The sequence below is a fragment of the Mesorhizobium sp. M0626 genome (assembly GCF_040320665.1).
Lineage (GTDB): Bacteria > Pseudomonadota > Alphaproteobacteria > Rhizobiales > Rhizobiaceae > Mesorhizobium.
Genome location: NZ_JAMYQD010000009.1, coordinates 1 through 17,678 on the forward strand (window position 1 = coordinate 1; position 17,678 = coordinate 17,678).

Genomic DNA, 17,678 nt, shown 5'->3' on the forward strand with positions numbered 1-17,678 from the left:
GGGGGGGGCCTCTTCTGCGCGGGGGGGGTGGGGGGGGCGGACTATCCTGCCAAGCCACCCCGTTTGGCGGACGCCGCCACGCGGCGTCCGCTCACCGACCCTCCCCACAAGGGGGAGGGTAAAGAAGCCCGCATCGCGGTCGATGAAGTCCGCGCCACGCTTGACGTGCCGCTAGGTCCCGAGATCGGCCAGTGCTGCGGCGGGCGCGTCGAAGTCTTGATCCGTATCGTCGATGCCGCGCTTGCTGCCGAGCTGATCGCGGCCGCAGAAGCCGAGGAAGCCCACCTGCCGCATGTCTATATCTTCGGCGGCGGCCATGTCGGCCAGGCGCTGGCCTCGACCGTTGCACTTCTTCCCGTGCGTGGTGTCGTCATCGAGACGCGGGCCGAAGCGCTGGAAGGCATGCCGGAAACCGTCGAGACGCTGCTGACGCCGATGCCCGAGGCCGAGGTGCGAAACGCCCCCGCCGGCACCGCCTTCGCCATCCTCACCCACGACCATGCGCTGGATTTCCTCATCGTCGCCGAAGCGCTGAAGCGCGACGACGCGGCCTATGTCGGCATGATCGGCTCGAAAACCAAGAGAGCGACGTTCAGGAACTGGTTCCTGAAATCGGCTGAGGGCACGGAGGCTGAGTTCGCCCGCCTCGTCTCGCCGATCGGCGATGCGGTCAAGGACAAGCGCCCACCGGTCATAGCTGCGCTGGCCGCGGCCGAGATCATGACGGCGCTGGTCGCGCACGGCGCGGCACCGGCGGTAAGCCAGCAGGCGCGGCAAGGCCAAGAGGTAGCCGGCTAATCTTTTTTATCCGACCGCTTCAGGCCAAGATGATCTCGCAAGGTGCTGCCTTCGTATTCCCGACGGAACAGTCCGCGCCGCTGCAGTTCCGGCACCACCAGCGTGGCAAAGGCATCGAGCTCGCCGGGGAAGTATGACGGCATGACGTTGAAGCCGTCCGCGCCGCCGCCCTCGAACCGCGCCTGCAATTCGTCAGCGATCCGCGCCGGCGTGCCGACGATACGCCAATGGCCACGTGCGCCGGCGAAATGGCGCGCAAGCTGGCGGATCGACAGGCCGTCGCGGCGCGATTGTTGGATGACCAGCGCCTGGCGGCTTTTCATGCCCTCGGTCTCCGGCAGTTCGGGCATCGGTCCGTCGATCGGATAGCTCCCGAGATCGGAGATGCTGAGATAGCTGGACAGTAGCGCCACGCCGACATCGTCGGGGATCAGCGCCTGCAATTCCTCCTGTTTCTCCCGCGCTTCGGCCTCGGTTTCCGCCACCACCGGGGAGACGCCGGGCATGATCTTGATGTCGTCGGGTTCCCGCCCATAGCCCGCCATACGGCCCTTGAGGTCGTCGTAAAAGGCCTTGGCTTCCTCGAGGGTCTGCGCCGCCGTGAACACGACGTCGGCGGTGCGGGCGGCAAGGTCGCGGCCGACATCCGAGGCGCCGGCCTGCACCATCACCGGCGCGCCCTGCGGCGAGCGCGGCAGGTCGAGCGAGTCGCGCACCGAAAAGCTCTGGCCGTTGTGACCGTGAAAGCCGCTGCCTTGCCAAAGTCCTGATACCACCTCGGCGAATTCGCGCGCCCGCTCGTAGCGGTCGGCATGCGGTTTCAGGCCCGTCGCGCCGAAATTGGCGGCTTCGATGGGGCTGGTCGACGTCACCAGGTTCCAGCCAGCCCGGCCACCACTCAGATGATCGAGCGACAGAAAGGTGCGCGCCAGGCCGTAGGGCTCGTTGTAGCTGGTCGACGCCGTCGAAACGAGGCCGATGCGGCTGGTCTGCACGGCGAGCGCGGACAGCAGGCTGATCGGCTCGAAGCCGATCGAGCGTGAGGTCTGGCTGGCGATGCCGACATTGGCTTCGCGCAGGCCGGCGGCGTCCTCGCAGAACACCATGTCGAACTTCGCCGCTTCCGCCGTGCGCGCCAGCTGGATGTAGTGATCGATGTCGATGCCTGCCGTGACATGCGCCTTGGGGTGACGCCAGGCGGCGATGTGGTGGCCCGTCGCCCACAGGAAGGCGCCAAGCTTCATCTGGCGGGTCATTGCGCTCCTCCGGCAAGTCCGAGATGCGAGCGCAAGGTGGTGCCGGGATAATCCGGGCGGACGAGGCCGCGGCGCTGCAATTCCGGCAGCACGCGGCCGATGAAACCGTCAATCGCCGCAGGCGGTATTGCGATGTTGAACCCGTCGCAGCTTTGCGAGCTGAACCATGTTTCGAGCGCGTTGGCAGCGACATCTGCGCCAACGTTCAGCAGCAGCTTGACCGCACCCGGATCGCGTCCGCAGGCCACAACGCGGCGCTTGAGATCGTCATGGCGCGCCTTGGCGTCCTTTGTGGGTCTGTCCAGCAGGACGACATCGGCGGTGCGGGCGGCGATATCCAGGTCGGCCTCGGACAGGCCGGACAGCACCAGCACCGGCGTATCCTGGGGCGAGCGCGCGACGTTCAGCGGCCCGCGCACGGAGAAAAATTCGCCCTTGTGGTCGAGCAGGTGCATTTTTTCGGGATCGTGGAAGCGACCCCCGGCCTTGTCGAACAGCAGCGTGTCGGCATCCCAGCCCTGCCACAGGCGCTGAACGATGCCGATGTATTCCTGCGTGCGGCGGCGGAACACATCGTCAGAAAATCCATCCGGCCGGCTGAAATTGGCGGCTTCCCCTGGCGCCTGCGCCATGGTCGCGTGCCAGCCGGCGCGGCCATGGCTGATGATGTCGAGCGAAGCAAAACGGCGCGCCAGATTGTACGGCTGGTGAGCGACCGTCGAAGCTGCAGCGACAAGGCCGATCCGACTTGTCATCGTCGCCAGCGCCGCCAGCAAGGTCGTCGCTTCGAAAGAACTCGACCCGGCGCTGTTCGGCGCGGAATCATCGAGGACAATCATGTCCAGCCCCGCCGCTTCCGCTTGCTTGGCAAAGCCGGCCAGATCGCTAAACCCGAGCGGCTGCCCGCAAGCAATGTTGAGCGAAACGGCAAGATGCATTGTGGCTTGCTGGTCAGTCGGCATGGGACCATCGATCATAGGGCGGCGTATGCGAACCTAAGGTCACCTGCTTGTAAGACAATCCTGGCGACTGGGCCAACAGCCCCTCACTTGCCGGCCAGCAAATCCTTGATCAGCCGCTGGCAACGCTCGGCCATGAAGTCGAGCAGCAGCCGCACCTTTGGATCCTGGAGCTTCTTGTGCGGATAGACGGCGGCGAACTGCACCGGCGTTGGCGGTGTGCTGGCCAGGATGACCTGCAGCCGCCGGTCGCGGATGAAAGGTTCCACTTCGAACCGCGGCTTGTTGATGATGCCGCGGCCCGACAGCGCCCAGCCGGTCAGCACATCGCCATCGTCGGTGTCGTAGGGGCCGTGCACCTCGAATTTCTGCGGGCCGGACGGCGTCTGCAGCGTCCAGACATATTCGCGCGCCCCGGAATAGCGCAGCATCAGGCAGTCGTGCTTCTTGCCGATCAGCTCCTGTGGCTCCACCGGCTCGCCGCGCGCTTCGAGATATTTCGGTGCCGCCACCAGCACGCGTTCACATTCCATGATGCCGCGCATCCGCAGGCTGGAATCCTCGATGATGCCGAGCTTGAAGGCGACGTCGATGCCTTCCTTCATGATGTCGATATTGTGGTCGGAGAGCCTCAGCCGCACCTCGATATCGGGGTATTTGTCGTGGAAATCCGGAATGCCCGACGCCACCAGCCGCCGTCCAAGGCCGAGCGGGGCGGTCACCTTGATGGTGCCGCGCGGCTGGCCGGAAAGAGCCGAGACCGCGGCTTCCGCCTCGGTGATCGCCTCCAGCACCTGCTTGGCGCCGGAGTAGAACACCGTGCCATGCTCCGTCGGCATCAATTGCCGTGTGGTGCGGTTGAACAGCCGCACGCCGAGGTGTTTTTCCAGCTCCTTGATGCGGTTGGAGGCGACCGCCGGCGAAATGCGCATGTCGCGGCCCGCCGCCGAGAGATTACCAAGCTCGACGACGCGGACGAAGACGGCGATGTTGTCGAGATAGGCCATTCGTGGCTCTTTATGTGGCGGCGTACGTGGTCAGCCTAGTATTTTCCATTTTTTTTTGAAAGTCATCGTACACCTCGCCTCTTTTCGTTTGCGCCCCACACCGTAAAGTCAGCCGATCGGCAGGGACGATTTCACATGATGGATTTCGCGATTTTCTGGGACTGGCTGAGTTTCGCCGTGCGCTGGCTGCACGTCGTCACCGGCATCGCCTGGATCGGCTCGTCCTTCTATTTCGTCGCGCTCGACCTTGGCCTGCGCCAGCGCCCCGGCATGCCGGCCGGCGCATTCGGCGAGGAATGGCAGGTGCATGGCGGCGGCTTCTACCACGTCCAGAAATATCTGGTGGCGCCGGCCGAAATGCCGGAACACCTGACCTGGTTCAAGTGGGAATCCTACGCCACCTGGCTGTCCGGCTTCGCCATGCTGTGCGTGGTCTACTATGCCGGCGCCGACCTGTTCCTGATCGACCCCAATGTTCTGTCCATGTCGGTTCCCGTGGGCATCCTGCTGTCGATGGCGACGATCGGCGTCGGCTGGGTTGTCTACGATCTGCTCTGCCGGTCGCCGCTCGGCAAAAGTGACACCGGACTGATGCTGGTGCTCTATGGCGTGCTGGTGTTCATCGCCTGGGGGCTGACGAATCTGTTCACCGGCCGCGCCGCTTTCCTGCATCTGGGCGCCATCACCGCCACGATCATGTCGGCCAATGTCTTCATGGTGATTATTCCAAACCAGAAGATCGTCGTCGCCGACCTGATTGCCGGCCGCAAGCCCGACCCGAAATACGGCAAGATCGCCAAGCAGCGCTCGCTGCACAACAATTACCTGACGCTGCCCGTGCTGTTCCTGATGCTGTCGAACCACTATCCGCTGGCGTTTGCGACGGAGTTCAACTGGGTCATCGCCTCGCTGGTGTTCATCATCGGCGTCTTGATCCGGCACTATTTCAATACCGTGCATAAGCGTGCCGGCAACCCGCACTGGACCTGGATGGCGGCTGCGGTGCTGTTCGTCATCATCATGTGGCTGTCGACAGCGCCGAAAATACTGACCGGCGAGCTCAAGGCATCCGCCGCGGCTGAAGTCTATATCGCCTCGTCGCATTTCCCGGCGGTGCGCGACACCGTGCTTGGCCGCTGCTCGATGTGCCATACGGCCGAGCCGGTCTATGAAGGCATCTACCATGCGCCGAAGGGCGTGATGCTCGACACCGACGCCGGCATTGCCGAGCATGCGCGTGAAATCTATTTGCAGGCCGGGCGCAGCCACGCCATGCCGCCCGCCAACGTCACCCAGATCAGCGACAAGGAACGGGCGCTGCTGGTCGCCTGGTTCGAAGGCGCAGGGAAATAGGGATGACCTCCACACTTCTGCGCGGCCGCACGCTAAGCTTCTTGCGCTGGCCCGAAGCCATCGACGACCATGCCGCCTGGCGCTATGAGGAGGATGGCGGCCTGCTGATCCGCGACGGCCGGATCGTTGCCGCAGGCAGCTACACGGAAGTCGAAAAGCAAGCGGGCGACGGTGCGAAAAGGATCGATCATCGGCCGCATCTGCTGCTGCCCGGCTTCATCGATGCGCATGCGCATTTCCCGCAGATGCAGGTCATTGCCTCCTACGGCGCCGAACTGCTCGACTGGCTGAACACCTACACCTTTCCCGAAGAGACCAAATTCGCCAACGCCCAGCATGGCCGCCGCATCGCCCGGCTGTTCCTGGACGAGATGGTGCGCCACGGCACGACGACGGTCGCCGCCTACTGCTCGGTGCACAAGGCGTCTGCCGAAGCGTTCTTTGCCGAATCGCATGCGCGCGGCATGCTCAACATTGCCGGCAAGGTGATGATGGATCGAAACGCGCCGGCAGGCGTGCTCGACACGCCGCAATCCGGCTATGACGATACGAAGGCACTGATTGCGGAATGGCACGGCAAGGGCCGCCAGCTTTATGCGATCACGCCGCGCTTCGCCATCACCTCTTCGCCCGAACAGTTGGAGATGTCGGGCGCGCTCTGCCGCGAGCATCCCGATCTGCATATGCAGACGCATCTGTCGGAAAACCACGCCGAAATCGCCTTCACGCAAAAACTCTATCCGCAGGCGCGCGACTACACCGATGTCTACGAGCAGTATGGCCTGCTGGGGCCAAAGAGCCTGTTCGGCCACTGCATCCATCTCTCGGAACGAGAGGCCGATGCGCTGTCGGACTCAGGCTCGGTGGCGGTGTTCTGCCCGACCTCGAACCTGTTCCTCGGCTCCGGCCTGTTCGATTACCAGCGCTTTCGGCGCCGCGACAAGCCGCTGCGCATCGCCGCGGCCAGCGATGTCGGCGGCGGCACCAACTATTCGATGCTGCGCACCATGGACGAGGGCTACAAGGTGATCGCGCTGACTGGCGAAAAGCTGAACCCGTTCCAGTCCTTCTGGCAATTAACACGTGGCAATGCCGAGGCGCTGTCTATGGCGGACAAGGTCGGCACGCTGGATGAAGGCACCGATGCCGACATCACCGTGCTCGACGCCCGCGCCACGCCGGCGATGCGGCTGAGGATGGCGACTGTGGAGACGCTGGCGGAGGAGCTGTTCCTGCTGCAGACGCTGGGCGACGACCGTGCCGTGCGCGAGGTCTATGTCGCGGGGCGGCCGGCCAAGAGTGATATGATCGCGGGTTAGGACTCATCATCCGCGCGGGACAAGATGATGATTGCGCCTGGTTGCCAAGAGGTTCCCCCACTCCGGCGCCGCTTCGGGGCGCCAACTCTCCCCCCTCCGGAGGGAGAGGAAGGGAGCCTTTGCTTCGGAGGACGGGCGCCGGTTCGGACAGCTTTGCGCCCTTCCTCTACCCCGTCGATCGGGGGAGAGGTGTCGAGAGAAGCTCGACGGAGTGGGGGGCGACCCTGGCGGGGCAAGACCACCACCGCGACGAGACCTTGACCGGGCGGAGCTTGTCGTACACACGATTTGTGACGATTTCGGAGAACAAAATGGCCGCTGCCGACGACATCGCTCTGATCCAGAAACAGGAAGAGACACTGGTCTTCCCGGCCTTCGACGAGGCCGTCGCGTTCAAGATCGGCGCGGCGATCCGAGAGCGGGCGCTGGCCGAAAAGCTGCCCATCATTGTCGATATCAGGCTGTGGGATCGGCCGCTGTTCTATGCCGCGCTGCCGGGTTCGAACGCCTCCAACCCCGACTGGGCGCGACGCAAGATCAATGTGGTCAAGCGCTACCTCAGGAGCACCTATCGCCTGGTGCTGGAGCAGCAGCGACCGGACCGCACCTTCAAGGTCGGCGAGGGGCTGGATATTGCTGATTACGTACTGGCCGGCGGCGGGTTTCCGGTGACTGTAAAGGGGGCTGGCGTGATCGGCGTCATCGCCGTCTCCGGCCTGCCGGAACGCCAGGACCACGGCGTCGTCGTCGATGCACTGTGCGATCATCTCGGCCTCGATCGGACACAATTGGCGCTGCCGCCGGAAGATAAATCGTGACGCTACCGCTGCCCCTCATCCGCCTGCCGGCACCTTCTCCCCCTATAGTGACGGGGAGAAGGGACAAGCCCGCTCTCCCCGTCTTTCACGGGGAAAGGATAAGGGAGAGGGGCAGCGCCAACGTTTGCTCAGTTTGAAAACCGCCAGTTACGGCCAAGGATAACCGTGCTCGACCCAAAATCCTTTCTCATCTCGATCTTCAATGCCGCTGTTGCCGCTGCCGATCCTGAACGGACCATCCGGAATCATCTGCCGGCGAGGCCCAGTGGCCGCACCATCGTCATCGGCGCCGGCAAGGGATCGGCGCAGATGGCGGCGGCATTCGAGAAGGTGTGGGACGGGCCGATCGAAGGGCTGGTCGTCACCCGCTACGGCTATGGCACCAGATGCGAGCGCATCGAAATCATCGAGGCGGCACATCCGGTACCGGACGCTGCCGGTCTTGAGGCGTCGCGGCGCCTGCTCGAAAAGGTGCAAGGGCTGACTGCGGACGACCTGGTAGTGGCGCTGATATCGGGAGGAGGATCGGCGCTGCTGCCGTCGCCTGCCCCCGGCCTGACGCTCGCCGACGAAATCGCCGTCAACGAGGCGCTGCTTGCCTCCGGCGCGCCGATTGCGGCGATGAACACAATCCGCAAGCATCTCTCGACCATCAAGGGCGGCCGGCTGGCAGCTGCCGCCTGGCCGGCCAAACTGGTATCACTGGTTGTCTCTGATATTCCCGGAGACAACCCGGCGCTGGTGGCCTCCGGCCCGACCGTGCCCGACTCCGGCAACCGCGCCGATGCGCTGGCCTCGATAGCGGCCTACGGCATGAAACTGCCCGACGCCGTCATGGCGCACATCAACTCGCCAGAGGCCGATGCGCCAGATCCGGATGACCAGCGCTTTTCACGCAATGAAGTGCACCTGATCGCCTCGGCTGGCGTGTCGCTGGAAGCGGCAGCCGCTGAGGCAAAACGGCAGGGCATCGAAGCCGTCATCCTCTCCGATTCCATCGAGGGCGAGGCGCGCGAGGTCGGTGGCGTGCATGCAGCCATTGCGCGCGAAGTGGCGACGCGCAACCGGCCGTTCAAAAAGCCGGTGCTGATCCTGTCCGGCGGCGAGACGACCGTGACCTTGCGGGCCCCTGTTGACGGAAAAAGGGGCAAGGGCGGCCGCAACTCCGAATTCCTGCTCGCCTTTGCCATCGGCATCAGCGGCGCGGAAGGTATTCATGCACTGGCCGCCGATACCGACGGCATCGATGGCTCGGAAGACAATGCCGGCGCCTTTGCCGATGGCTCGACCGTCTCGCGCATGCGTGCCGCCGGCGTCGGCGCCAAGGCGATGCTGGCCGGCAACAATGCCTGGACGGCGTTCAACGCGATCGGCGATCTGTTCGTGCCGGGGCCGACGGGTACGAATGTGAATGATCTGAGGGCAATCCTGATCAGTTAATTCGGCCGTGGCGGCCGAAGTTTCCAACGTTGGATTCACGACCGTGAAGCCACTCAGCTTCGTCATCCCTGGGCGAAGCAGGAGCGAAGCTCCTTGTTCCGCCCGCGGATGACGATGTCGCTGAGGCTTTCGCTCATCTCACGACCCCATCAGCTGCTTCACCTCTTTCATATCCTTTAGGAACCGCTCGCGCTCAGCCTCCTTGTCCGTCGGCTCGTGAATGCGCAGGATAAAGGACGGGTGGATGGTGATGAACACGCGCAAGCCATCCTCGCGTTCGATCAACTGGCCGCGCATTTTCGTCACGGCAATGGCCTTGCCCAGCAGCGACAACGCCGCCGTTGCCCCAAGCGCCACGGCGAGGTCCGGCTTGATCAGCTCAAGCTCCCGGCCGATCCACCAGCGGCAGGCCTGGACTTCGCCGGTATTTGGCTTCGAGTGGATGCGGCGCTTGCCGCGCGGCTCGAACTTGAAGTGCTTGACGGCGTTGGTGACGTAGACTTTTTGCCGGTCGACGCCTGCGTCATCGAGAATTGCATCGAACACTTTGCCCGCTGGCCCGACAAAAGGTTTGCCGGCGAGATCTTCCTGATCGCCAGGTTGTTCGCCGACGAAGACCACTTTGGCATCATCCGGCCCCTCGCCGAACACGGTCTGTGTCGCGTCGCGCCACAACGGGCAGCGGCGGCAGCCTTTCGCGGCTTCGCGTAGCTCGGAAATGGTGTTGGCGTCATCGTCCGGCGCCTCGGCCGGCTCGCGCTTCGGCCAATGTTTCGCCTGCAGCTTGGCGTGGTGCGGCGCCGGCGTTGTCGGCAGTCTGGCAATCATATCCCTGGCGGCCTCGTCCGCTCCTGCGATCAGATCTGGAATGAGCGAGGCCTCGGGAAGGTTCCGCCAATATTTCTTCGGCATCTCCTTCTGCATCGCCTTCACCTTGAGCCGCGCCGGGTTGAAGATGTTTTCGAAATAGGTCAGCCACAACGCCTCGGTGTCGTCCTGATCGGGTGCATCGCCCTTGGCCGCACCCGGCCCGATCGCCAGCCTTTCGCCGTTCCAGTCGGCGGAGGCATAGGGCGTCAGGATGGTCCAGCGCATGCCGGTGAACCGCCGGACGAAGAAATCCGCGTTGCGCTCGACAATGAAATGCTCCGGCTCGAACCAGGCGACGTAGCGCTCGTTCTCGCCGTCGCCGATCTTCCGGAAGCGTACGAAGGCATGCATCTTATGGCTGTCGCGCCGCACCGCCTTTTCCATGGCTTCGAGCCGCCTGGTGTCGGGATCGGATGCGATCGCCAGCAGTTTCGGCTCGGTGCGCAGGCGCCAAAGCATCCAGTAGAGAAAGGCAAACCGGCCGGGGTCGGAGTGGCAGAAGGCCGTTTCGGCATGGGCGATGAACTCGCGCGGGACGGTAAGCTGCGCGCCCTCTGGCACCGCCGGCAAGGCATCTTGAGTATCATTGGCGTCGGACCCGACACCCCAACTAATATCCTCAGGTCGGACCTCATTCAGCGCCAGACGCCGTGCCGCATCGCGCCAACCGGCGAAATCGGTCTGGCTCGCTAGCCGGACAGTGTATCGGGCAAGGTCGAGCTGGGCCGGCTGCATGGTCAAAACAGAGACAGTTGTTCGCAGGACTTTACGATCGTGTCGCGCAAGCCGGTCTTGTCCGTTAGTCCACCCGGCGACCAGCCTTCGGCGATGATGAAGGGCCTCAGCTTGGCGATCGAATGGCAGATCCGTCCGACATCTTCCAGCCGCATGTGTCGGTGGCGGCGGGTTTCAAGGATCTTCGCCACCACCTTGGTGCCCAGACCCGGAACCCGCAGCAGCGCTTCCCGATCGGCGCGGTTGATGTCGACGGGAAACCTCGCCCGATTGCGCAAAGCCCAGGCGAGCTTGGGGTCAATGGCGAGATCGAGCATGCCGTCGCTGCTGCCGGCGAGGATTTCCGGCTGCGAAAAGCCGTAGAAGCGCATCAGCCAGTCGGCCTGATAGAGCCGGTGCTCGCGCATCAGCGGCGGTTTCTGCAGCGGCAGCGACGATGACGAATCCGGGATCGGGCTGAAGGCGGAGTAATAGACGCGCCGCAGATGGTAGCTGCCATAGAGCCGCGCACTGGTGTGCAAGATGCCGTCGTCGGATGTCTTGTCGGCGCCGACGATCATCTGCGTCGACTGACCTCCGGGCGCAAAGCGTTCGCGCTTCTTGGTCCTCAGCGTCGGCTCGGCTTTTTCCTCCATCTTCCGGCGCAGGTTCGCCATGGAAAGGCGGATCGTTTCCGGCTTCTTCTCCGGCGCCAGTTTCTTGACGCCCTCATCGGTCGGCAGTTCGACGTTGATAGACAGCCGGTCGGCGTAGAGCCCGGCCTGCTCGACCAGTTCGGCCGAGCTTTCCGGAATGGTCTTCAGATGAATATAGCCGGAGAATTTTTCGTCCAGCCGCAGCCGCCGCGCCACCTCCACCATCTCGGCCATGGTCTCGTCGGGCGAACGGATGACGCCGGAGGACAGGAAGAGGCCCTCGATGTAGTTGCGCCGGTAGAAATCCATGGTCAGCTTCACCACCTCGTCGATGCTAAAGCGGGCGCGGCGCACATTCGATGACGAGCGGTTGATGCAGTAGCTGCAATCGTAAATGCAGAAATTGGTGAGCAGGATTTTCAGGAGCGAAATGCAGCGGCCATCCGGCGCGTAGGAATGGCAGATGCCCATGCCTTCTGTGGAGCCGATACCGCCGGATTGGAGCGAATCCTTCTTCGCCCAGCCGGACGAGGCGCAGGAAGCATCGTATTTGGCGGCGTCAGACAGGATTGCCAGCTTTTCACGGACGGTAGGTGCGCTCATCCGTTCATGATATGTTCTTGAAGGCTGCAGCGCCACCTCATTTGATGCAGGCGGCGAAAAAGTAATCGCCGCCTGATCGTCGGGCTAGCAGGACGACTGCCCGAGTTCCAGGCGGTCTCTCAGACCTCATGGAGGTAGAGGTGGTAATCCAGCTCGCTGACGGTGCGGGCGACGCGCAGATACTCCGACTGCTTGATCGCCACGAAGGTGCGATGCAGATCCTCGCCAAGCGCCTCTTTCAGGAAGCTCGATGCCCGCGCCGCCTCGATCGCAGCGCGCCAGTCGACCGGCATGGTCGTGCGCGTGATGGCGGCTTCATAGCCATTCCCAGTGGTTTCGGGGCCGGGGTCGAGGCCTTCATCCAGACCCTTGATGATGCCGGCCAGCACCGTTGCCGCGATCAGGTAGGGATTGGCGTCGACACCCGACGGCCGGTGCTCGATGCGCCGGTTCTTGGCGTCGCCCGCCGGGATGCGCAGCGCCACCGAACGGTTGTTGACGCCCCAGGTCGGCGCCACCGGCGCATAGGACTGCGAGACGAAGCGCCGCCAGGAATTGGCGTGCGGCGCAAACACCAGCATCGATTCGGCCATGGTCTGGATCAGCCCGCCGAGCCCCTGCAGCAGCGGCAGCGACCAGCTTTCGCCGCCAGCCTCGGCAAAAACGTTGCGGCCGTTCTTGTCCTGCAACGAAACATGGAAATGCATGCCGGAGCCGGCGTATTTTTCGATCGGCTTGGCCATGAAGCAGGCGGTGACACCATGGCGGCGCGCCTGCGCCCGCACCAGCCGCTTCAACATGACGAGGTCGTCGGCCGCCCGCATGACATCCTTGCGATAGTTCAGCGTCAGCTCGTACTGGCCGGGCGCGTATTCGGAAATCACCGTTTCGGCCGGAATGCCTTGCGCCTTGGCCGCGGCATAGATGTCGGAAAACAGCGGCTCCATGCCGTGCAGATGGTCGACGGAATAGACTTCCGTCTTGGCCGAGCGGCGGCCGTCGAGCACGGCGTCCGCCGGCTTTACCTTGCCGTCGGCGTCACGCTCATTGGCAAGCAGGAAAAATTCGAGTTCGAAGGCGCCGGCGGGATAGAGGCCCTTGGCCGCCAAGATGTCGACCTGCCTGGCCAGCGCCAGCCGTGGGTCCGACGACATAGGCTGTCCCTCGAGATGGTACATCGCCATCAGCAACTGGCCGCGCGGCGGGTTCGTGCCGTAAAGCGGCACCAGGGTGCCGGGGATCGGCCAGGCCCTGAGGTCGCCATCGCCGGTCGTCCAGATCAGCCCGGTTTCGTGAACATCCTCGCCGGTGATGTCGAGGCCGAGGATCGAGATCGGCATGTGGCGGCCGCCCTCGAAGATGCTTTTCAGCTCATGCCGGCGCACGATCTTGCCGCGGCCGACCCCGTTGGCGTCGGTCAAGACGATATCGAAGGCTTCGATTTCGGGATGGGCGTCGAGAAAGGCTTGCGCCTCGGCGGGCGTCGAGCCCGAAGGTGAAGTCATGATTAGTGTACTCGAGTTTGGCTTGGCAGCTTGTCTCATGCCGTCAGCCTTGCCGCAACCGTGGCGAAGGCGGTGATCAGCCGGTTGACCTGGGCGCCGGTGGTGGCCGGTGAGATCAGCATCATGTTGTGAAAGGGCGCGATCAGCACGCCCTGGTTGACCAGCGCGACATGGATAGCCGCCTCAAGCTCCGGCGCATGGGCAGTCTCGGCTTCGGCGCCGTTCCTGAGCGGGCCAGGGGCGCAGATGAACTCGACGCGGGCGCCGACGCGGGCGACATGCCAGGGCAGATTGTAGCGATCGATGACGCCGGTCAGCCCGGCATCGAGCCGCAGGGCGAGGCGATCCATCCGGGCATAATTCTCCTGCGTCATCACCTCTTCGAGCGTTGCGCGCATGGCTGCGAACTGCAGCGGGTTCGCCGACAGCGTCGTGCCCATGCCGGAATAGCCCGGCTCCTTGGTTCGGTTGTAGTCGGCATAGCGCGAGGCGACCTCGTCGCTCATGCCCCACACGCTTGCCGGCACGCCACCGGCGATCGGCTTGCCCAGCACGAAAAGGTCGGGCTGCAGCCCGAATTTTCTGGTGTAGCCCCCTGGGCCGGTCGAGATGGTGTGGGTCTCGTCGATCAGCAGCAGCGTTCCGGCCGCGCGCGTCAGTTTGCGCAAGGCGTCGTGAAAACCCGGATCGGGCAGCACCATGCAGGAATTGGTCAGCACCGGCTCGGCGATGACGCAGGCGACATCGCGGTCGGCGAGCGCCGCTTCCAGTGCAGCAACATCGTTGAATTCGATGACCTTCGCCGTCCTGGTCAGGTCGCGGAATTCGCCCGCCAGGCCCGGCCGGTTGACAGCTTTGCCGTCGACCAGCCGGACCATCGTCTCGTCGACCGAGCCGTGATAGCAGCCGTTGAAGACCAGGATCTTTTCCCGACCGGTGATAGCGCGGGCAACACGCAGCGCGAAGCGGTTGGCGTCGGTGGCGCTGGTGGCGATCTGCCAGAACGGCAGACCGAAACGCTGTGTGAGCAGCGGCCCGATGGCCAGCGCATCCTCCGAAGGCAGCATATAGGTCAGGCCGCGCCCGGCCTGGCGGCGGATGGCGCGCGCCACCGGCGGCGGCGAATGGCCGAACATCGAACCGGTGTCGCCGAGGCAGAAATCGTCCAGCCTGTTGCCGTCGATATCCGTGATGGCGGCGCCCTTGGCGCTTTCGACCAGGATCGGGAATGGCGTCGGCCAGTCGTTCATCCAGTGCATCGGCACACCGCCGAAGAAGCCTGGCAGGCCGTTACCGACCTTGGCCTGCGATTTCGGCCGCGCCTTGCGGAAGGTGTTCGCCTCGCTTGTCCGCAATGCAGCGATGCGGTCACGGCTGATACCGCCAATGGACGCCTTTGAACTGTTCGTGCTGTACATGAAATCCCTCTCGGCCGGCACACTACCCAATTGGCGACGGCAACCGCAATTGGCCGTGTTGGTGCGCTGCATTGGGTCAGCAGCAAGTTCGGCAGACTTGACCTTCCGGCGCAGTCGGGCGCCAATGCGATCGGGTCTGTGGTTTGGGGAGAAAAATGCGGACGATCATCTGCGCTATTGCGCTACTCTTGTCGGCCGCTGCGGCTTCCGCATCGGGCGGCGTCTGGTGTTCCGTCGATGACAAAGCGGTGCAATTCGAGGTCGGCGCCGGGGTCACCAGAGGTATGGGCGGCCCGACCTTCAATTTTCGCGGCGATCTCGAGATACTTGGCCGGCCGGAAGGCGACAGTCTGCGCAAGACCGTCTTCGAGGATTCCGACCTCACCCAGTACTGGCTGGACGACAAGGAGTTGCGGCTGAACGTCTACCACGAGCATCAGCTCGGAGATAAATTCAACTCTGTCGAACTGACGATCCTGACCAAGACCAGTGACGAGGGCGTCTATGACGGCCGGTACACGCTTGCCGTCTACGACAACGCCGCCGACACGGAACAGGACGGCAAGCCGAAAGAATTGACCGGCAAGGTGTCGTGCGGAGCCGAATAGGTCACGCCGAGATATCGATGACGCCGCAGTCGCCGGCGGCACTGCCGAAGGCGACCCGGCGCTCTTCCTTGTCCCACATCATCGCGGTGATGGCGCCCATGCCCGGGCGGCGCAACAGCACCTCTTTGGCATCGGTAAAGCGCACCGCCATGACCATGCCGTCATCATAGCCGACGGCGACGACATCCTGGCTCGGATGGCAGGCAACCGATGTCACCATGGCGTTGCCGCGCGTGCCGAGCTCCAGCGGCGCCTTGCCCATCGGGCCGTCCTTGCCCGAAAACGGCCAGACGATCGCCGCCGGCGCGCCGGAACTCGCCAGCCACTTGCCCTTCACGCTCCACGACAGGCTTTTGACCTTGCCGGGATAGCCGGTCATGCGCATGTGCTTGCCGTCGGCGAGCTTCCAACCATGCAGCGCGTTTTCCTGCATGGTGGTGACGAGGAAGGCGCCATCCGGCGAGAAGGTCACGCCGGTATGGGCGCCGGCCCATTCCAGCTCCACCGGTCTGCCCTCGGCGGCCGGGAAATGCAGCGTCGCGCCATTGTAGCGGGCGACGCCGAAGCGCATGCCCTTGGGGGAGAAGGCCAGCCCCTCGACCGAACGTGGATGGGCAAACTCTTTGGTCTTGCCGTCGGCAAAGCGCACGAACGCAGTCTTGCCTGTGGCATAGGCGATAGCGCCTTGCGGCCCGGCGGCGACGCTGGTGATCCACTTCTTGCCGGCGCTGGCGAGTTCGCTGACATTGCCGCCGGCGGCAACGGCAAAAATCTTGCCGTCCTCGCCGCCGGTGATCAGGCGGTCGTTGGCGGCGTCATGGAACGTGGAGAGCAGGCCGTCATTGGCCTGAATTGTCTTGTGGCCGTTGTCGAGCCTATGAACTGTCCCATCGGCGAGCGCAAAATGCGGCACGTTGTCGAGGAAGACGGCGGCAAGGCAGTGACCTTCCAGGTCGAGGGGAGCAACTGTGGGCATCAGGACCATTCCAATGAAGCTGTCACCACTCCCGGGAAGCCACTGAGGCGGCCAGGCCTGGCGTCAACCTTCTCCCCTTGTGGGAGAAGGTGGATCGGCGCGCAGCGCCGAGACGGATGAGGGGTGTTGAACGGATCGCCGTCGGTGCCGAGCTGGAGCACCCCTCATCCGACCTCGCTTCGCGAGGCCACCTTCTCCCACAAGGGGAGAAGGAAGAGCGGGCAGCGCTAGCGCCATAGAGTCCGGAAATCAAGCCGCCTGGCAGGCGTCAAAGCTCTTCTTCAGCCGTTCGGCGTCAAGCTCGCGGCCGATGAACACCAGCCGGCTCTCATGCTTTTCGCCGTCTTTCCAAGCGCGCTGGTGGTCGCCTTCGATGATCATGTGCACGCCTTGGATGACATAGCGCTCGTCGTCGCCCTTGAGCGCGATGATGCCTTTCAGCCGCAGGATGTTGGGACCTTCCATCTGAGTGATCTTCTCGATCCACGGGAAGAATTTCTTCGGGTCCATCTCGCCGCCGCGCAGCGACACCGACTGCACGGTCACGTCATGGATGTCGGAGGGATGCGCGTGACCGTGATGATGATGGTCGTGATCATGGTCGTGGTGATCGTGGTCGTGATCATGGTGGTCGTGATCATGATCGTGCGCCTCAAGGAAATGCGGGTCGTTTTCCAATGCGCGCGACAGGTCGAAGGCGCCGCGGTCGAGCACTTCGGACAGCGCCACGCCGGCGCGCGTGGTGCGGTGGATCCTGGCCGCCGGGTTGATGGCGCGGATGGTGGCCTCGACCTTGGCCAGTTCTTCGGGCGTCACCAGGTCGGTCTTGTTGAGCACGACGACATCGGCGAAGGCGATCTGGTCCTCGGCTTCCTTGGAATCCTTCAACCTGAGCGGCAGGTGCTTGGCGTCGACCAGAGCCACGACAGCGTCGAGTTTGGTCTTGGAGCGCACGTCGTCGTCCATGAAGAAGGTCTGCGCCACCGGCACAGGATCGGCGAGGCCGGTGGTCTCGACGACGATGGCGTCGAAGCGGCCGGGACGGCGCATCAGGCCTTCGACGACGCGGATCAGGTCGCCGCGCACCGTGCAGCAGACGCAGCCATTGTTCATTTCGTAGATTTCCTCGTCGGATTCCACGATCAAATCATTGTCGATGCCGATCTCGCCGAATTCATTGACGATGACGGCATAACGCTTGCCATGGTTTTCCGACAGGATGCGGTTGAGCAGCGTCGTCTTGCCGGCGCCGAGATAGCCGGTGAGAACGGTCACGGGGATTTGCGTCTGTGCTTCGCTCATATCTTGCCTCGAAATGGCTGGGCCACGGAATTGCGGGCCGCAAGAAGGGATTGTTGGCCTGATATAGGATGTGTGC

At 63.8% G+C, this 17,678-nt stretch carries 15 protein-coding genes; 6 read left to right on the forward strand and 9 right to left on the reverse strand.

What is annotated here, in order from left to right; all coding sequences use genetic code 11:
* Positions 1-798 (forward strand): xanthine dehydrogenase accessory protein XdhC (gene xdhC, locus NKI37_RS12605; RefSeq protein ID WP_352794458.1); only part of this gene is annotated, 798 nt, incomplete at its 5' end.
* Here the strand turns inward: xdhC and NKI37_RS12610 are convergent.
* From NKI37_RS12610 to NKI37_RS12620, 3 genes are all read right to left on the reverse strand, one after another.
* A complete protein-coding gene (locus NKI37_RS12610) occupies positions 795-2,054 on the reverse strand; it encodes an LLM class flavin-dependent oxidoreductase (RefSeq protein ID WP_352791821.1) in 1,260 nt (419 codons plus the stop codon). The genes xdhC and NKI37_RS12610 overlap by 4 nt on opposite strands.
* The gene (locus tag NKI37_RS12615) at positions 2,051-2,992 is read right to left on the reverse strand and encodes an LLM class flavin-dependent oxidoreductase (RefSeq protein ID WP_352791822.1); all 942 of its coding nucleotides are present in this window, start codon (positions 2,990-2,992) and stop codon (positions 2,051-2,053) included. The genes NKI37_RS12610 and NKI37_RS12615 overlap by 4 nt, the downstream gene beginning before the upstream one ends.
* A gap of 107 nt (positions 2,993-3,099) precedes the next feature.
* Positions 3,100-4,020: a LysR family transcriptional regulator gene (locus tag NKI37_RS12620; protein ID WP_023671373.1), complete on the reverse strand. Its 921-nt coding sequence runs from the start codon at positions 4,018-4,020 to the stop codon at positions 3,100-3,102.
* Between the two features lie 135 nt (positions 4,021-4,155).
* On the opposite strand from NKI37_RS12620, the gene NKI37_RS12625 reads away from it, so the two are divergent.
* The 4 genes from NKI37_RS12625 (at position 4,156) to NKI37_RS12640 (ending at position 8,950) form a co-directional block, all read left to right on the forward strand.
* A complete protein-coding gene (locus NKI37_RS12625; protein ID WP_023694727.1) occupies positions 4,156-5,373 on the forward strand; it encodes a urate hydroxylase PuuD in 1,218 nt (405 codons plus the stop codon).
* 2 nt (positions 5,374-5,375) lie between these two features.
* Positions 5,376-6,692 carry a guanine deaminase gene (gene guaD / locus NKI37_RS12630; RefSeq protein WP_352594973.1) on the forward strand — a complete coding sequence of 439 codons (1,317 nt, stop codon included), beginning with the start codon at positions 5,376-5,378 and terminating at the stop codon, positions 6,690-6,692.
* A gap of 311 nt (positions 6,693-7,003) precedes the next feature.
* Positions 7,004-7,510, forward strand: a complete 507-nt coding sequence (locus tag NKI37_RS12635) for a heme-degrading domain-containing protein (protein WP_352594976.1) — start codon at positions 7,004-7,006, stop codon at positions 7,508-7,510.
* 159 nt (positions 7,511-7,669) lie between these two features.
* Positions 7,670-8,950, forward strand: a complete 1,281-nt coding sequence (locus NKI37_RS12640) for a glycerate kinase type-2 family protein (RefSeq protein ID WP_031209106.1) — start codon at positions 7,670-7,672, stop codon at positions 8,948-8,950.
* A gap of 138 nt (positions 8,951-9,088) precedes the next feature.
* Here NKI37_RS12640 and NKI37_RS12645 read toward each other — a convergent pair whose 3' ends face one another.
* The 4 genes from NKI37_RS12645 to NKI37_RS12660 form a co-directional block, all read right to left on the reverse strand.
* A complete protein-coding gene (locus NKI37_RS12645) occupies positions 9,089-10,555 on the reverse strand; it encodes a UdgX family uracil-DNA binding protein (protein ID WP_352789690.1) in 1,467 nt (488 codons plus the stop codon).
* Positions 10,556-10,557: 2 nt separating this feature from the next.
* Positions 10,558-11,793: a putative DNA modification/repair radical SAM protein gene (locus tag NKI37_RS12650; protein WP_023700413.1), complete on the reverse strand. Its 1,236-nt coding sequence runs from the start codon at positions 11,791-11,793 to the stop codon at positions 10,558-10,560.
* A 119-nt stretch (positions 11,794-11,912) separates the two neighbouring features.
* A complete protein-coding gene (locus tag NKI37_RS12655) occupies positions 11,913-13,298 on the reverse strand; it encodes a glutamine synthetase family protein (protein WP_023695949.1) in 1,386 nt (461 codons plus the stop codon).
* Between the two features lie 35 nt (positions 13,299-13,333).
* Complete coding sequence (locus NKI37_RS12660) at positions 13,334-14,716, reverse strand: aspartate aminotransferase family protein (protein ID WP_023711330.1); 1,383 nt, start codon at positions 14,714-14,716, stop codon at positions 13,334-13,336.
* 155 nt (positions 14,717-14,871) lie between these two features.
* On the opposite strand from NKI37_RS12660, the gene NKI37_RS12665 reads away from it, so the two are divergent.
* A complete protein-coding gene (locus tag NKI37_RS12665; protein ID WP_023683507.1) occupies positions 14,872-15,324 on the forward strand; it encodes a hypothetical protein in 453 nt (150 codons plus the stop codon).
* A gap of 1 nt (position 15,325) precedes the next feature.
* Here the strand turns inward: NKI37_RS12665 and NKI37_RS12670 are convergent, their stop codons facing one another.
* Entirely contained in the window at positions 15,326-16,300 is a 975-nt protein-coding gene (locus NKI37_RS12670; protein ID WP_023711331.1) for a WD40 repeat domain-containing protein, read from the reverse strand.
* Between the two features lie 249 nt (positions 16,301-16,549).
* The gene (locus NKI37_RS12675) at positions 16,550-17,602 is read right to left on the reverse strand and encodes a CobW family GTP-binding protein (RefSeq protein ID WP_023703656.1); all 1,053 of its coding nucleotides are present in this window, start codon (positions 17,600-17,602) and stop codon (positions 16,550-16,552) included.
* Between the last annotated feature and the right edge of the window lie 76 nt (positions 17,603-17,678).

Coding starts and splice junctions, on each gene's coding strand:
- NKI37_RS12665 (WP_023683507.1), top strand. CDS start 14,872: ATGCGGACGATCATCTGCGCTATTGCGCTACTCTTGTCGGCCGCTGCG.
- NKI37_RS12675 (WP_023703656.1), bottom strand. CDS start 17,602: ATGAGCGAAGCACAGACGCAAATCCCCGTGACCGTTCTCACCGGCTAT.
- NKI37_RS12655 (WP_023695949.1), bottom strand. CDS start 13,298: ATGACTTCACCTTCGGGCTCGACGCCCGCCGAGGCGCAAGCCTTTCTC.
- NKI37_RS12620 (WP_023671373.1), bottom strand. CDS start 4,020: ATGGCCTATCTCGACAACATCGCCGTCTTCGTCCGCGTCGTCGAGCTT.
- NKI37_RS12650 (WP_023700413.1), bottom strand. CDS start 11,793: ATGAGCGCACCTACCGTCCGTGAAAAGCTGGCAATCCTGTCTGACGCC.
- NKI37_RS12645 (WP_352789690.1), bottom strand. CDS start 10,555: ATGCAGCCGGCCCAGCTCGACCTTGCCCGATACACTGTCCGGCTAGCG.
- NKI37_RS12670 (WP_023711331.1), bottom strand. CDS start 16,300: ATGCCCACAGTTGCTCCCCTCGACCTGGAAGGTCACTGCCTTGCCGCC.
- NKI37_RS12615 (WP_352791822.1), bottom strand. CDS start 2,992: ATGCATCTTGCCGTTTCGCTCAACATTGCTTGCGGGCAGCCGCTCGGG.
- NKI37_RS12660 (WP_023711330.1), bottom strand. CDS start 14,716: ATGTACAGCACGAACAGTTCAAAGGCGTCCATTGGCGGTATCAGCCGT.
- NKI37_RS12625 (WP_023694727.1), top strand. CDS start 4,156: ATGATGGATTTCGCGATTTTCTGGGACTGGCTGAGTTTCGCCGTGCGC.
- NKI37_RS12635 (WP_352594976.1), top strand. CDS start 7,004: ATGGCCGCTGCCGACGACATCGCTCTGATCCAGAAACAGGAAGAGACA.
- guaD (WP_352594973.1), top strand. CDS start 5,376: ATGACCTCCACACTTCTGCGCGGCCGCACGCTAAGCTTCTTGCGCTGG.
- NKI37_RS12610 (WP_352791821.1), bottom strand. CDS start 2,054: ATGACCCGCCAGATGAAGCTTGGCGCCTTCCTGTGGGCGACGGGCCAC.